At 53.9% G+C, this 14,502-nt stretch carries 16 protein-coding genes; 7 read left to right on the forward strand and 9 right to left on the reverse strand.

Features of this window, described 5'->3' with window-relative positions; genetic code table 11:
- Window positions 1-8 precede the first annotated feature (8 nt).
- Both EPG66_RS21015 and cpxP read right to left on the reverse strand, forming a co-directional pair.
- Window positions 9-311, reverse strand: a complete 303-nt coding sequence (locus tag EPG66_RS21015) for a TM2 domain-containing protein (RefSeq protein ID WP_031591859.1) — start codon at window positions 309-311, stop codon at window positions 9-11.
- Between the two features lie 668 nt (window positions 312-979).
- On the reverse strand, window positions 980-1,489 hold the full coding sequence (cpxP, locus tag EPG66_RS21020) for a cell-envelope stress modulator CpxP (RefSeq protein WP_010258214.1): 510 nt from the start codon (window positions 1,487-1,489) through the stop codon (window positions 980-982).
- 148 nt (window positions 1,490-1,637) lie between these two features.
- On the opposite strand from cpxP, the gene cpxR reads away from it, so the two are divergent.
- From cpxR to trmL, 3 genes are read left to right on the forward strand one after another with little or no spacing between them, the layout of a single operon-like run.
- Window positions 1,638-2,336: an envelope stress response regulator transcription factor CpxR gene (cpxR, locus tag EPG66_RS21025; protein WP_009088062.1), complete on the forward strand. Its 699-nt coding sequence runs from the start codon at window positions 1,638-1,640 to the stop codon at window positions 2,334-2,336.
- Window positions 2,333-3,712, forward strand: a complete 1,380-nt coding sequence (gene cpxA / locus EPG66_RS21030) for an envelope stress sensor histidine kinase CpxA (protein WP_010258221.1) — start codon at window positions 2,333-2,335, stop codon at window positions 3,710-3,712. The genes cpxR and cpxA overlap by 4 nt, the downstream gene beginning before the upstream one ends.
- Window positions 3,713-3,747: 35 nt before the next feature.
- A complete protein-coding gene (gene trmL, locus EPG66_RS21035) occupies window positions 3,748-4,221 on the forward strand; it encodes a tRNA (uridine(34)/cytosine(34)/5-carboxymethylaminomethyluridine(34)-2'-O)-methyltransferase TrmL (RefSeq protein WP_010258223.1) in 474 nt (157 codons plus the stop codon).
- Here trmL and cysE read toward each other — a convergent pair.
- From cysE to EPG66_RS21060, 5 genes are all read right to left on the reverse strand, one after another.
- Window positions 4,218-5,039 (reverse strand): serine O-acetyltransferase, encoded by an 822-nt coding sequence (cysE, locus tag EPG66_RS21040; protein WP_010258225.1) that lies wholly within the window; start codon window positions 5,037-5,039, stop codon window positions 4,218-4,220. The genes trmL and cysE overlap by 4 nt on opposite strands.
- A gap of 68 nt (window positions 5,040-5,107) precedes the next feature.
- Window positions 5,108-6,124 (reverse strand): NAD(P)H-dependent glycerol-3-phosphate dehydrogenase, encoded by a 1,017-nt coding sequence (gpsA, locus tag EPG66_RS21045; RefSeq protein ID WP_031591863.1) that lies wholly within the window; start codon window positions 6,122-6,124, stop codon window positions 5,108-5,110.
- Window positions 6,124-6,594 (reverse strand): protein-export chaperone SecB, encoded by a 471-nt coding sequence (gene secB, locus EPG66_RS21050; RefSeq protein ID WP_010258229.1) that lies wholly within the window; start codon window positions 6,592-6,594, stop codon window positions 6,124-6,126. The genes gpsA and secB overlap by 1 nt, the downstream gene beginning before the upstream one ends.
- Window positions 6,595-6,632: 38 nt before the next feature.
- A complete protein-coding gene (gene grxC, locus EPG66_RS21055; protein ID WP_010258231.1) occupies window positions 6,633-6,887 on the reverse strand; it encodes a glutaredoxin 3 in 255 nt (84 codons plus the stop codon).
- A 19-nt stretch (window positions 6,888-6,906) separates the two neighbouring features.
- Entirely contained in the window at window positions 6,907-7,338 is a 432-nt protein-coding gene (locus EPG66_RS21060) for a rhodanese-like domain-containing protein (protein WP_010258234.1), read from the reverse strand.
- A gap of 252 nt (window positions 7,339-7,590) precedes the next feature.
- Between EPG66_RS21060 and envC the strand changes: the two genes are divergently transcribed.
- The 4 genes from envC to EPG66_RS21080 all read left to right on the forward strand — a co-directional run bounded on the left by envC (window position 7,591) and on the right by EPG66_RS21080 (window position 12,036).
- The gene (gene envC, locus EPG66_RS21065) at window positions 7,591-8,892 is read left to right on the forward strand and encodes a murein hydrolase activator EnvC (protein ID WP_064703044.1); all 1,302 of its coding nucleotides are present in this window, start codon (window positions 7,591-7,593) and stop codon (window positions 8,890-8,892) included.
- A gap of 3 nt (window positions 8,893-8,895) precedes the next feature.
- On the forward strand, window positions 8,896-9,798 hold the full coding sequence (locus tag EPG66_RS21070) for a divergent polysaccharide deacetylase family protein (protein ID WP_069025522.1): 903 nt from the start codon (window positions 8,896-8,898) through the stop codon (window positions 9,796-9,798).
- A 104-nt stretch (window positions 9,799-9,902) separates the two neighbouring features.
- The gene (locus EPG66_RS21075; RefSeq protein WP_010258244.1) at window positions 9,903-11,132 is read left to right on the forward strand and encodes a glycosyltransferase; all 1,230 of its coding nucleotides are present in this window, start codon (window positions 9,903-9,905) and stop codon (window positions 11,130-11,132) included.
- Window positions 11,125-12,036 carry a hypothetical protein gene (locus tag EPG66_RS21080; RefSeq protein WP_039387216.1) on the forward strand — a complete coding sequence of 304 codons (912 nt, stop codon included), beginning with the start codon at window positions 11,125-11,127 and terminating at the stop codon, window positions 12,034-12,036. The genes EPG66_RS21075 and EPG66_RS21080 overlap by 8 nt, the downstream gene beginning before the upstream one ends.
- A 28-nt stretch (window positions 12,037-12,064) precedes the next feature.
- Here the strand turns inward: EPG66_RS21080 and tdh are convergent, their stop codons facing one another.
- Entirely contained in the window at window positions 12,065-13,093 is a 1,029-nt protein-coding gene (gene tdh, locus EPG66_RS21085) for an L-threonine 3-dehydrogenase (RefSeq protein WP_182688006.1), read from the reverse strand.
- Window positions 13,094-13,103: 10 nt separating this feature from the next.
- Window positions 13,104-14,300, reverse strand: coding sequence for a glycine C-acetyltransferase (locus tag EPG66_RS21090; protein WP_010672085.1), 1,197 nt, complete (start codon window positions 14,298-14,300; stop codon window positions 13,104-13,106).
- Window positions 14,301-14,502 lie beyond the last annotated feature (202 nt).

Raw genomic sequence — 14,502 nt, forward strand, 5'->3', positions numbered from 1 at the left:
GCTTCAAGTTAACCGTACTTCCTTGCGAAGTCGTCGTCAGACTGGCAAAGATACAAAATGAATTCAATAAAAGCGATAAAAGCTGGAATGAACGTCCAGCAAAAAATCAGGTACAAAAATCCCTGACCAATTTTTCCAAGGTAAAATTTATGAACCCCAAACCCCCCAAGGAAAAGCGCCAGCAGAGCAGCAGCAATTCGGTTCTTATTGCCCTGACCTGACCCTGATTGAGTCGCACCACAATTAGGGCAAGCCCTGGCTGATTCATGAATTTCTTTGCCACATCCACGACAAAAAACCATCCCAGACATAATCACTCCTTAATTAAATTGCTTTAGTCCCAAAACTATCGGCAGGCCAGAGCCAAACCTTACAAAAAATCGTTTCAACTCAGACATCTCAACGACATGTATCCAATCAGGCAGCCAGAACTGACTGATATTCATATCCGCTCCGTCAGAATGTAGAAAAAGGTCCGCCGCACATCATCCACGCACCGGCGACAAGCGTTACTTTATCCATTCAATTTTCTGCAATCCTAAGCAAAGATAACACCTGAACTCGTAGCATATTGCTGCACTTATGATTGGTACGCACAATTCCTTTAATGAGCATCAGGCTGGCACGGATTATTGGAGCAGCATTCTCATTTCTTAAGCCTGCATTAAACTCAGAAGCTGTGATAAAACACTTCCACCACTCGTGTTATTCACACTACTCCTGAACCATTTCTGCGCACTCAGTGCCTGGCTCTTCTCAAAAAAATGATGTTAACCCTGCCCGCAGGAAAACTGAAGCCATAAGTCTCTCTCTGTCGCCCACACTCGGATTAATTCATAAAGCTTGATCTCGCTTTATAAAATCCTTAAACATCTGATTAATAATAGAAGGTTGTTACACGGCAGATAAAAAAAACCCCCACCATCATGGCGGGGGAAGACAGGGATGTGTCTATGGCAAGGAAAACAGGGATACTATGTTACTGGTTACTGCTGGTACTACTCACTGCCTGCAGCGATGACGCTGACTGCAAATTCGAAAACTGTCGCAGCTCATTAAGTCGCCGCTGGTAATTCTGTTGTAACGCCGACTGCTGGGCTGGCGTTAGCAGCTGAAACATTTGATTCTGTACGCGCGCCATCTCGACCTGCTGTTCAACCTGAACTCTGGCGATCACTTCCGCCTTCTCGCGGATGGCCGCTTCGTTAAACTGGTCTGCAGTCACTAACTCATGTAGTGCTGCGATATCGTCAATATGGACGACCGGGCGCTCATGTCGGGCCTGTTGCATCAGGTCACGCATCTGCTGACGTTGCTCTTCAGTCAGCTCGATGCCATCGAACATGTGGCTTTGCGGATTTTGCGTCATACTGCCTGTCGGCAATCCGCCATGATGCATCTCGTCAATCGTCGTCGCATCTTTAGCACCTGCGCTGGCGACACTCAGAGCCATCGCTGAGGCAAGGACGACGGCGGTTAATTTGCGCATCGTGTACTCCAGTTCGTTCCGTTTTGCGATTCAACGAGAGCCAGTGTACGGCGACAGCTGCAAACATCCGTCAGGGGGTGTAAAACTACGTAAAGCGATGGATAGGTGCGCCAGGAACACGGTATTTTGCCTGCGGAGGGCTACAAAAATGAATAAAATCCTGTTGGTAGATGACGATCGCGAATTAACTTCGCTTTTAAAAGAACTGTTAGAAATGGAAGGGTTTGAAGTGGTGGTAGCCAGCGATGGTGAACAAGCGCTGAACCTGCTCGATAACTCAATTGATCTGCTTTTACTTGATGTCATGATGCCGAAGAAAAACGGTATCGACACCCTGAAAGAACTGCGTCAGCAACATCAAACCCCCGTCATCATGCTAACGGCGCGCGGCAGCGAGCTGGATCGCGTACTGGGCCTCGAACTGGGTGCAGATGACTATCTGCCTAAGCCGTTTAACGATCGTGAACTGGTGGCGCGTATCCGCGCTATTCTGCGGCGCTCAAACTGGAGTGAACAGCAGCAGCAACACGACAATAGCTCGCCCACGCTGGAAGTGGACTGCCTGCGTCTCAATCCCGGCCGTCAGGAGGCCAGTTTCGATGATGTCACGCTGGATTTGACCGGCACGGAATTCACCCTGCTCTATCTGCTGGCGCAGCATCTGGGCCAGGTGGTGTCGCGTGAGCATCTGAGTCAGGAAGTGCTGGGCAAACGCCTGACGCCTTTTGACCGCGCTATTGATATGCATATCTCCAATCTACGTCGCAAGCTGCCTGAACGCCGTGACGGCCATCCCTGGTTCAAAACCTTACGTGGCCGCGGCTATCTGATGGTTTCGGCATCATGATTGGAAGTCTGACCACCCGTATCTTCGCCATCTTCTGGTTGACGCTGGCGCTGGTGTTGATGCTGGTGCTAATGGTGCCCAAGCTCGATTCACGACAGATGACCTCGCTGCTGGAAAGTGAACAGCGGCAGGGCATCATGATTGAGCAACACGTCGAAGCAGAGCTGTCACAGGATCCCCCTAACGATCTGATGTGGTGGCGTCGTCTGTTTCGGGCAGTGGAGAAGTGGGCACCGCCGGGTCAGCGGCTGCTGTTAGTGACCAGTGAAGGTCGGGTGATCGGCGCGCAACATAACGAAATGCAGGTTATCCGCAATTTTATCGGCCAGTCTGACAATGCCGATCATCCGCAGAAGAAGAAATATGGTCGTGTTGAGCTGGTAGGGCCTTTCGCCGTTCGGGATGGCGAAGATAACTACCAGCTTTACATGATTCGTCCCGCCAACAGTTCCCAGCTCGATTTCGTCAATCTGCTGTTTGACCGTCCCCTGTTACTGCTTATCGTCACCATGCTCATCAGCTCACCACTGCTGCTCTGGCTGGCCTGGAGCCTGGCTCGTCCGGCACGTAAGCTGAAATATGCTGCCGACGAAGTCGCAAGCGGAAACCTGCGTCAGCATCCGGAACTGGAATCGGGCCCACAGGAGTTTCTGGCGGCGGGTTCCAGCTTTAACCAGATGGTCAGTGCGCTGGAGCGGATGATGACCGGTCAGCAACGTCTGTTATCGGATATCAGTCATGAGCTTCGTACCCCGCTCACCCGTCTGCAACTGGCTACCGCGCTGCTGCGTCGGCGCCAGGGTGAAGGCAAAGAGCTGGGCCGCATTGAGATGGAAGCACAGCGTCTTGATGGCATGATTAACGATCTGCTGGTGCTGTCGCGCACCCAGCATAAAAATGCGCTGGTCAGCGAAGCGATGAAGGCGAATCAGTTGTGGAATGGGGTGCTGGAAGATGCCCGCTTCGAAGCGGAGCAGATGGGCAAGAAGATGGATATTCCCTATCCGCCTGGCCCGTGGCCGCTTTATGGTAATCCCCATGCGCTGGAGAGTGCGCTGGAAAATATCGTACGCAATGCGCTGCGCTATTCACACACCCATATCAGCGTCAGCTTCTCCGTCGATATTTCCGGTATCACGGTACACGTTGATGACGATGGTCCTGGCGTGAGTCCGGAAGATCGTGAACAGATTTTCCGGCCGTTCTACCGTACCGATGAAGCACGCGATCGCGAATCCGGCGGCACCGGTCTTGGCCTGGCGATTGTTGAAACGGCAGTGCAGCAACATCGCGGCTGGGTTAAAGCGGATGACAGCCCATTGGGCGGCCTGCGTCTGACCCTCTGGTTGCCGCTCTACTCCTCCGCTCGTCAATAATTTGTTATGCTTCGGCCCCTGTCATCGGGGGCCTTATGCTTAACATTGTCTTGTTTGAACCAGAAATTCCGCCGAATACCGGCAATATCATCCGCCTGTGTGCCAATACTGGCTTTCAGCTTCATCTGATTCAGCCGCTTGGTTTTGCCTGGGATGACAAGCGTTTACGCCGCGCCGGGCTGGATTACCACGAATTCACTGCCATTAAATTCCACGCCGACTATCAGGCATTTATCGCCTCAGAGTCGCCTGAGCGTCTGTTTGCGCTGACGACCAAAGGTACGCCCGCACACAGTGCCGTAGCGTACCAGGCTGGCGATTATCTGCTGTTTGGCCCGGAGAGCCGTGGACTTCCGGCTGAGATCTTAGCGGCGCTACCGGCTCAGCAGAAAATCCGTATCCCGATGAAAGCGGAAAGCCGCAGTATGAATTTGTCGAACGCCGTTTCGGTGGTGGTCTATGAAGCGTGGCGCCAGCTTGATTATGCGGGCGCGCTGATTAAAGACTAGATGCCGTCGCCAAACTGAAAACCCGCCAGGCTGCCATTAAAGTGCTGATCCATATCCATCGACGGCTTTTCACTGCCTGGCTTACCAACGATTCGCGCGGGTACGCCTGCTGCGGTGGTGTGCGGCGGCACGGGCTGTAACACCACGGATCCGGCACCGATTTTGGCTCCCTTGCCAACTTCAATATTGCCCAGGACTTTCGCACCGGCACCAATCATCACCCCTTCACGGATTTTCGGGTGACGATCACCGCTGGTTTTGCCGGTTCCGCCCAGCGTAACCGATTGCAGGATCGAGACATCATTCTCAACCACGGCGGTTTCACCAATCACAATGCCTGTGGCATGGTCGAGCATGATGCCGTGGCCTATGTTGGCGGCGGGATGAATATCGACGGCAAAGGAGACGGAGATTTCATTCTGCAGATAAACCGCCAGCGCGCGCCGGCCTTCATTCCACAGCCAGTGGCCAATGCGGTAGGCCTGTAAGGCGTGAAAACCTTTGAGGTAGAGCAGCGGCGTGGAGTATTTATCGACTGCCGGGTCACGCTGGCGCACCGCCTGAATATCGTACGCCGCTGACATAATCATCGACGGATCTTCACGGTAGGCTTCTTCAACGATTTCACGAATGGCGATGGCGGGCATAATCGGGTTAGCCAGCTTGTTGGCCAGCATATAACTCAGTGCACTACCGAGATTTTCATGCTTGAGCAATGTCGCGTGGAAGAAGCTGGCCAGCATTGGCTCACAATCAGCCAGGGCGCGCGCTTCTGCTTTGATATTATTCCAGACCAGTTCTAACTCATCAGACGACATTGCTGTTTTCTCCCGATAAAAAAAGCGCCTGAATGGGCGCTGCAGGTGATGATGCTACGCGTCCTGCGTTAGCCAGTGCTGTTTTCGTCCTTCCTTGTTCGTCCCAGCAGACTCAATGCTGCATCTCTCGCCGGCTTTTCGCAATACAGCACCTGATAAATCTGCTCGGTGATCGGCATTTCCACACCAAAACGGGCAGCCAATGCTTTGACTTCTTTGGTGTTTCTGTAGCCTTCTACAACTTGTCCGATAATGCGTTGCGCGCTATCTACATCCTCGCCCTGGCCCAGCATCATGCCAAAACGACGGTTACGTGACTGATTATCGGTACAGGTCAGCACCAGATCGCCCAGACCCGCCATCCCCATAAAGGTGGTGGGATCGGCACCCAGCGCGGCGCCCAGCCGGCTCATTTCAGCCAGACCACGGGTGATCAGTGCGGTACGTGCATTCGCGCCAAAACCAATCCCGTCAGAGATCCCGGCACCGATAGCAATCACGTTTTTTACCGCGCCGCCCAGCTGTACGCCGATGAAGTCAGGGTTGTTATAAACGCGGAAGCTCTTACCGCAGTGCAGCTTCTGCTGCAGATCCTCAGCAAACTGCGCATCCGTTGCGGCCAGCGCGATAGCCGTCGGTAATCCGGCTGCCAGCTCTTTCGCAAAGGTCGGTCCGGAGATTACAGCCAGCGGAATGTCATCGCCGACAATTTCCCGCGCCACATCCTGCAGCAGACGGCCGGTCTCTTTTTCCAGCCCTTTGGTCGCCCAGACAATACGCGAGTCGGATCGCAGATGAGGCTTGATCTGCTGCAGTACCTCGCCAAAGACATGACTCGGCACCACAACCAATAAATCGCGGCTGGCAGCAATAGCTTTGGTCAGATCAGGTTCAAGGGAAAGATTGTCGGGGAACGGGACATCAGGCAGGAAAGCGGTGTTGCAGCGGTCACTCTGAAGTTGCGCCAGATGCGCCGGGTTATGTCCCCACAACAGCACCGGATGGCCGTTGCGGGCCAGCGTAATCGCCAAAGCGGTGCCGTATGAACCGGCACCGATGACGCTAATCGAAGCGTGAGTTGTCATCAGGCATCCTGATGTGGTTCAGCACCTTCTTCACCTTGCTGCTGCTGCAGGTAGTTCATGAACAGCGCATCAAAGTTAACCGGTGCCAGGTTCAGCTGCGGGAAGGTACCACGTGATACCAGGCTGGTAATGCATTCGCGTGCGTACGGGAACAGGATGTTCGGGCAGTATGCGCCCAGGCAGTGTGCCATCTGCGTTCCTTCGATACCGCTGATGGTGAAAATACCGGCCTGCTGAACTTCACACAGGAAAGCGGTTTCTTCGCCCACGGTGGCGGTTACAGTCACACGAAGTACCACTTCGTAAACTTCGTCAGCCAGCTGAGAAGATGCAGTGTCCAGATCCAGTTTAACGTCCGGTTCCCACTCTTTCTGGAAAACCTGTGGTGCATTTGGCGCTTCAAAAGAGATGTCTTTGGTGAATACGCGCTGAATCTGGAATTGCATTTCGTTGGTGTTATGTTCTGACATGTGACCAAATCCTATGTATGAGATTGTCCGGCGTAAAATTACGCCTGCAGTAAGGGATCTAAACCTTCGCGATTATCGAGTGCGAATAAGTCGTCGCAGCCACCAATGTGCTGCGCATCAATAAAAATCTGAGGCACGGTGGTGCGGCCGCTACGCTTGATCATCTCTTCGCGTTTCGCCATGTCTCCATCAATGGGGATCTCCTGAAACGATACGCCTTTTTGCGTTAACAGCGCCTTCGCCCGATGGCAGTAAGGGCAAGTCGCCTTGGTATACACTTCAACATTTGCCATGATCAGCACCTCTGTAAGATTATTTGCCGCGAACTAACGGCAGATTTTCGCCGCTCCAGCCACTGATACCATCTTTCAGCACTGAAACCCGCTCAAAGCCGGCCGCGCTGAGATGCGCAGCAGAATCACCCGCGCTTTGTCCGGTTGCACACACCACAATTATGGGCTGCGCTTTATGCTTTGCCAGTTCGTCGATGTTGCCTTTTTTAATCTCAGCGGCTGCGACATTCAGCGCACCTGAAATATGACCTCTGCGGAAATCGTCGCGCGAACGCACGTCTACAACTACCGCGTCCTCTTTATTAATCAGGCGGGTTGCTTCACCGCGACTGATCGTTTTTACCTTAGAGAACATTCCTTTAACGGTAGTCACAATCACCAGAACGAGTAAAACGACCCATGCCAGACTCAGGATGGGGTGATTGCTTGCAAACTGCATAATTTCTTGCATGAGGGGTAACGACTCCAGACCGGGCTAATAAGCTAAAACAAGGGTTCTGAGTATACCTGCGCCACTTCGCATGTACAGATGCTATGCGGCCAGAGTATCGATTTGTGCTTCATTTTCCAAAAAAAGTGGCTGAATAGCAAAAATGGCGTAAGGCTTAATCCATGTCATTGTGAAAGTGGACATAACTGGAAAAGCAAATGCCAGTGGGGAGCACTGGTAAGCGGCGGTTCATCGTGGAATAATCATTGGCCTATGAAGGGAAAAACAACCGTTTCGCACACAAGGACCCGTCCCAACGGCGATAACCTGCCGTTGTTCACACACTTGTCCAGCCTCTCCCTTAGCCTGCTTTGTGCGGGGGCACTGTTATTGCCTGCGGCCGCCGTTAGTGCAGAAGACAGCAAATCTCAGTTGCAATCTATTCAGCAAAACATCGCTGAAAAAGAGAAAAGCGTTAAAGCGCAAAAGCTTCAGCGCAGCAAATTACTGGATCAGTTGCAGAGCCAGGAAAAAATTATCGCTCAGGCGAGCCGTCAGTTGCGTGACACCCGCAATAGCCTCAACGCCCTGAATGACGAAATCAAACAGCTTGCCACCTCCATCGCCCGCCTTGAAAAACAGCAAACCCAACAGGAAAACCTGCTTTCAGAGCAGCTTGATGCGGCGTTTCGTCAGGGTAAGCACAACGGTGTACAGCTGTTGATGGGCGGTGAAGAGAGCCAGCGCAGCGAGCGTATTCTGGCCTATTTCGGCTATCTGAATGCTGCGCGCCAGAAAAATATCGAATCGCTGCAACAGACGCGTCAGGATTTGGCTCAGCAACGCGCCACGCTGGAGCAGAAGCAACAGCAGCAGAAAGGCTTATTAGCGCAGCAGCAGGGCCAGCAGCAGAAGCTGCAACAGGCGAGCGAAGCGCGGAAAAAAACCCTGACGAAACTGGAAAGCGCGCTGGAAAAAGATCAGGCCGATCTGGTCGAGATGCGTCAGAACGAAAGCCGTCTGCAGGATAAGATTGCCCGTGCGGAACGCGAGGCGCGCGAGCGCGCCGCCCGTGAAGCGCGTGAGGCGGAAAAAGTGCGTCAGCGTCAGGCGCAGGCGAAAGCCAAAGGCTCCAGCTATCAGCCGACCCAGAGCGAACGCGAACTGGTGGCGCGCACCGGTGGACTTGGTCGTGCCGGCGGGCAGGCCTTGTGGCCGGTACGCGGACGCATTGAACATCGCTTTGGTGAACAGCTGCAGGGTGAACTGCGCTGGAAAGGACTGGTGATTGATGCGCGCGAAGGTACCGAGGTGAAAGCTATCGCCGATGGCCGCGTGCTGATGGCCGACTGGTTACAGGGTTACGGCCTGGTGGTCGTGCTGGAACATGGTAAAGGCGATATGAGCCTGTATGGCTATAACCAAAGTGCGCTGGTGAGCGTGGGTACGCAGGTGAAGGCAGGACAGCCTATCGCACTGGTGGGCACCAGTGGTGGCCGCGGTACCCCGTCGCTCTATTTTGAAATCCGACGTCAGGGACAGGCCGTCAATCCACTCCCGTGGTTAGGAAAATAGGTTTTGCTGCAACTTCGAAAAATCCCCGTTCTGTTGAGCGCCCTGCTGTTCAGCTACGCTGCGCAGGCGGGCAAACTGGCCATTGTCATCGATGACGTAGGCTATCGACCTGCCGAAGAGAACAAGGTCCTGCAGATGCCGCAGGCCATTTCTGTGGCGGTTTTGCCCAACGCGCCACATGCCCGTGAAATGGCCACCAAAGCGCACCAGAGTGGTCACGAAGTGTTGATCCATCTGCCCATGGCGCCGCTGAGCAAACAGCCGCTGGAAAAAGATACCTTAACGCCGGAGATGAGTAGCGAAGAAGTTACCCGCATCATGCGCAATGCGGTTAACAACGTGCCTTATGCCGTAGGTCTGAACAACCATATGGGCAGCAGGATGACCTCCAGCCTGCCCGGCATGCAGAAAGTGATGCAGGCGCTGAACCACTACAATCTCTACTTTCTGGATAGCATGACTATCGCTAACAGTCAGGCTGTTCCTGCCGCACAGGGCACCCGGGTCAGGGTATTAAAACGCCGGGTATTTCTGGATGACAGCCAGGATATTAATGCCATCCGCCAGCAGTTCAGTCGGGCGGTGAAACTGGCGCAGCGCGACGGTTACGCCATTGCCATTGGTCATCCCCACCCTAACACCGTACGGGTGCTGCAACAGATGTTACCCACATTGCCAGCCGACGTTACGCTGGTTCGCCCCAGTCAGTTGCTGAACGAATCACTCCAGAGCGGCTCACGGACGCCTGTGGCACCGGCAAAACCGGCGACACCGCGCTTCCAGCCTGCAGACCTGTGTAAACCAAAACAGCCGCTGGCGCCGGTTCCTGCCACCCGAGCCTTAACGGTAATAGCGGAAAGTGTGAATAACAGCCCGCTGTTTAACACGCTAAAAAATCTGTTCTGAATTTGCTATGAATGCTAAGTGTTCAGCTTAGCGTTCATTTATACGCAGGAATTACTATAATCCTCGGTCGGGCGATAACGTGCTGTGCAGGAACAGTGATAGGGATGACGATTATTAAACAAAAAATCCTGCTGCTGGATAACGGCAGAGAGTGGGGCGGCGGCACCAACAGTATGCTGGAGCTGTTGAAGCGTATCGATCGTCAAAAGTTTGATATCACCTGCTGCTTCTATCACAACTACAGCCGTGGCAACGACGAAACCATTGAGGCCACGCTGAATGCGCTGGCTATCCCGGTCTTTTTTATTCCGCAAATCAGGCAGCCACGCTGGGCAAAGTTTGTTAAAGAAGTCGCGCGGGCACTGCTGTTTTTTAATAAGAAGCTCAAGAAGCGCGCCATCGATCAGATTGATACACACTGGCGCATTATGCCCAATGCCAGCAAAATCAATTCACTGCTGCAGCTGGGGAAGTTTGACACGCTCTATATGAATAACCAGCCCAGCACCAATGTGGAAGGTTATCTGGCGGCGCGCAGCCTGGATGTTGCGGTAGTGCAACACTGCCGTATCGATCCGGTTCTGGAACCGCGGCTGGTCAGCATGGTCAATCAGGATTGCCAGGCGATCATTGCCGTGTCACAGGGCGTGAATAACACCCTGCGCAGCCACGGTGTTGATGCGGAACGCTGTTTTACCGTCAATAACGCTATCGACATCCACCAGCCTCTGCCCGACCGCCTTGAAGTACGCCAGCGCTTTAAACTCTCCCCTTCGACCTTTGTGTTCGGCACGATTGGCTCGCTGATATTGCGTAAATCTAATCACCATATTCTGCAGGCACTGGGCCGTTTTAAACGCGCTAATCCTGATGCCGACTGGAAGATGGTGGTGGTCGGAGCGGGTCCGGAACTTCAGCATCTGCTGCAACTCGCTACCGCAGAGAACATCCAGCAGCACGTGGTCTTTACCGGCTTTCAGAACAACGCGCTGGATTACCTCACTGCCTTTGATGCGTTTATTCTTGCCTCACGCAGTGAGGGTTTACCAAGGGTTGTGCTGGAGGCGATGCTGGTGAATACCGCCGTAGTGGGATCCCGCGTGGTCGGTACTGCCGAATTGATCAGTCATGACGAAACCGGGCTGCTGTTTGATTATGGCAACGTGGTGCAACTGACCCAGCATCTGACCGCACTGTGGCAGGATGCGGATTTACGTCAACGCCTGATCAATGCGGCAGCGAAACGCGTACGTGAACAGTACGCTATTGAAACTTATATCAGCGGCGTCGAGAATATTTTACAAAGCGTCGTGAAAAAGAAACCTCATGCTTAATTTTTTAAATCCCCGTTATCGCCATATCAGGGCGAGTCATAACCTGCCTTATTCGCATAAAGAGGTTCAGGGTACTGTACCGGTCACTTCTGTCGTGATCCCCTGCACCGGCGCGGACTATATCGAAGAAGCCCTGCTCAGTGCCGATTTTGCGGCGCGCTTTGCGACAGAGGCTGAAGAGATTGTAATTGTCAGCGATCAGCCGGCTCACGCCTTTGGCAGCCTGCCAGTAAAAACCCGTGTCGCTACGCTGGATGTCCCGCATCGGGAAGAGAGTTATCGCTACAAGCAGATCTATCGCAGTCGTTTGATTAAATTGCAGGCGCCCTTACAGGCTAAAGGCGACGGCATTCTGATGATCGATTCCGACCTCAATCTGCTTAAGATGCCGGAGATCATGATGAAGCCCGGCCATCTCTATTCCAGTTTTCGTCAGGGGAAAATGATTGCCAAGCTGGCTGATGCGCCGGAAGAGGCGATTCCCGCCTACTACCCGCACAGTATCCGGCCCTGGCTGGTGGATCACGTGAATGGGGCTTACCTGGCCGCCACCCGTGAAGTCTGGCAGCGCATTTCGCCGCTGTGGCTGACGCTGTTTAATGATACCTGGAATTTAATGAACGACAGCCAGCCGCCTACTGACCAGCTGCCGCTGGCGGTATTGCTGGACATGCTGGATATTAAAACCGTCAATCTGGGCGAATGGGCTAACTGGCCGGTCTCAAAGAAAATTGGCGGTCAGTCGGCGGTGATCCCGCCTGAAGTGGTAGGCGCACATGGCGGCTTTCCGCTGTCGGAATGGCAAAAATACCTCGCCGATCCGCAACAGCCGCTGAACTTTAAAGGCCAGGACTACACGCGCAAAGTGCGCTACCTGACCGATGAAGAGAAAAAACAAAGCTAATCATACGGCCGCTCTGGCGGCCGCTGTTTTAATCCCAGCTCAGTATCACTTTTCCCGAGCGTCCTGAACGCATCTCATCAAAGCCCTGCTGGAAATCGTCGATTCCATAGCGATGGGTAATAACCGGCGTTAAATCAAGCCCGGACTGGATCAGCGCCGCCATTTTATACCAGGTTTCAAACATCTCCCGGCCATAAATGCCCTTGATAAAAAGCCCTTTGAAGATTACCTGATTCCAGTCGATCGCCATTTCACCCGGCGGGATGCCCAGCAGTGCAATCCGCCCCCCGTGATTCATTACCTCCAGCAATGAACGGAAGGCAGGCGGTGCACCAGACATCTCCAGCCCGACATCGAATCCTTCTGTCATGCCCAGCGAGTGCATCACGTCTCGCAGATCCTCATTCGCCACATTCACCGCGCGCGTGACGCCCATTTTGCGCGCCAGTGCCAGACGATACTCATTGATGTCCGTGATCACCACGTTGCGTGCGCCGACATGGCGACAGACCGCGGCGGCCATGATGCCGATAGGACCCGCGCCGGATATCAGCACATCCTCACCCACCAGATCGAACGATAGCGCGGTATGCACGGCGTTGCCGAACGGATCAAAGATTGCCGCCAGCTCATCGGAAATGTTGTCGGGAATTTTGAACGCATTGAAGGCCGGGATAACCAGATACTCCGCAAAGCAGCCTTGGCGGTTAACACCTACACCCATTGTGTTACGGCATAAATGCGTTCGCCCGGCACGGCAATTGCGGCAATGTCCGCAGGTAATGTGCCCCTCGCCCGAGACCCGATCGCCAATCTTAAAGCCTTTCACTTCCTGTCCTATCGCAACCACTTCCCCCACATATTCATGACCGACAATCATCGGTACCGGAATGGTTTTGCGCGACCAGTCATCCCAGTTGTAGATATGGACATCGGTACCGCAGATGGCGGTTTTACGAATCTTAATCAGCAAATCGTTGTGGCCCGGTTCCGGAACCGGCGCATCGGTCACCATCCAGATGCCCGTTTCCTTCTTCAGTTTGGCGAGTGCTTTCATGACGGTCTCCTCAGGCGATAACGCCCAGTTGTTTGCCGATACGGGTAAAGGCCGCCACCGCACGTTCCAGCTGTTGCTGGGTATGCGCCGCAGAGATTTGGGTGCGAATACGTGCCTGTCCTTTTGGCACCACCGGATAGAAGAAGCCGGTAACGTAGATGCCTTCCTGTTGCAGCAGGCGGGCGAACTCCTGGGCGACGCTGGCTTCACCCAGCATTACCGGGATAATGGCGTGATCGGCTCCCGCCAGCGTAAAGCCCGCCGCCGTCATCTGCTCCCGAAAGTAACGGGCGTTGTCCCACAGACGTTGACGCAGCCCGTCGCCTTCGCTGAGCAGATCCAGCACCCGCAGCGAGGCGGCAACAATGGCCGGGGCCAGCGAGTTAGAGAACAGATAGGGACGGGAACGCTGGCGCAGCCACTCCACCACTTCTGCTTTTGCTGCGGTGTAGCCACCGGAGGCGCCACCCAGCGCTTTACCCAGCGTGCCGGTAATGATGTCGACCCGGCCCATCACATCGCAATATTCATGGGTTCCGCGTCCGGCGTTCCCGACAAAGCCCACCGCATGGGAATCATCCACCATCACCAGCGCAGAAAACTCATCGGCCAGATCGCAGATAGCGGGCAGATTCGCAATCACCCCATCCATTGAGAAGACCCCATCGGTGGCGATCAAAATATGACGCGCGCCTTTATCGCGCGCTTCCTGCAGACAGGCGCGCAGCTGCGCCATATCGTTATTGGCATAGCGGTAACGCTGCGCTTTGCACAGCCGGACGCCATCGATGATGGAAGCGTGGTTCAGCGCATCAGAGATGACGGCATCCTGCGCATCGAGCAGGGTTTCAAACAGGCCGCCATTGGCATCGAAACAGGAGGAGTAAAGAATGGCATCCTCCATGCCGAGAAAGTCTGCCAGCCGCTTTTCCAGCTGCTTATGACTATCCTGCGTGCCGCAAATAAAGCGCACCGACGCCATGCCAAAACCATGCGAATCCATCCCCTCTTTCGCCGCCTGAATCAGCGCCGGATGGTTCGCTAAACCTAAGTAGTTATTGGCGCAGAAGTTAATCACCGCCGGATTATCGCCAACCGCGATCTCCGTCTGCTGGGCAGAGGTGATGATCCGCTCCTGTTTAAACAGTCCTTCCTGACGTGCATCATCAAGTTGCTGACGAAGTTGTTGATAAAATTGCGCAGGCATCATTGCTCTCCTCAGATGGCAAAAATCTGGCATATCTTACTGAACAGGCCGCTTCTTCACGATAAATCGCCCAACAGAATGTCATTTTTGCAGCATAGTTCACGCCGCAAGGATGTACGCACAAAGCGTTACAGAGTCATCTGGCTGTCTGCACCCTGATGAAATGTTATGATGTGAGGTATTCGTGTGTGAAACCTCCTGT

Source organism: Pantoea pleuroti (genome assembly GCF_014156615.1).
GTDB classification, from domain to species: Bacteria; Pseudomonadota; Gammaproteobacteria; order Enterobacterales; family Enterobacteriaceae; genus Pantoea; species Pantoea agglomerans.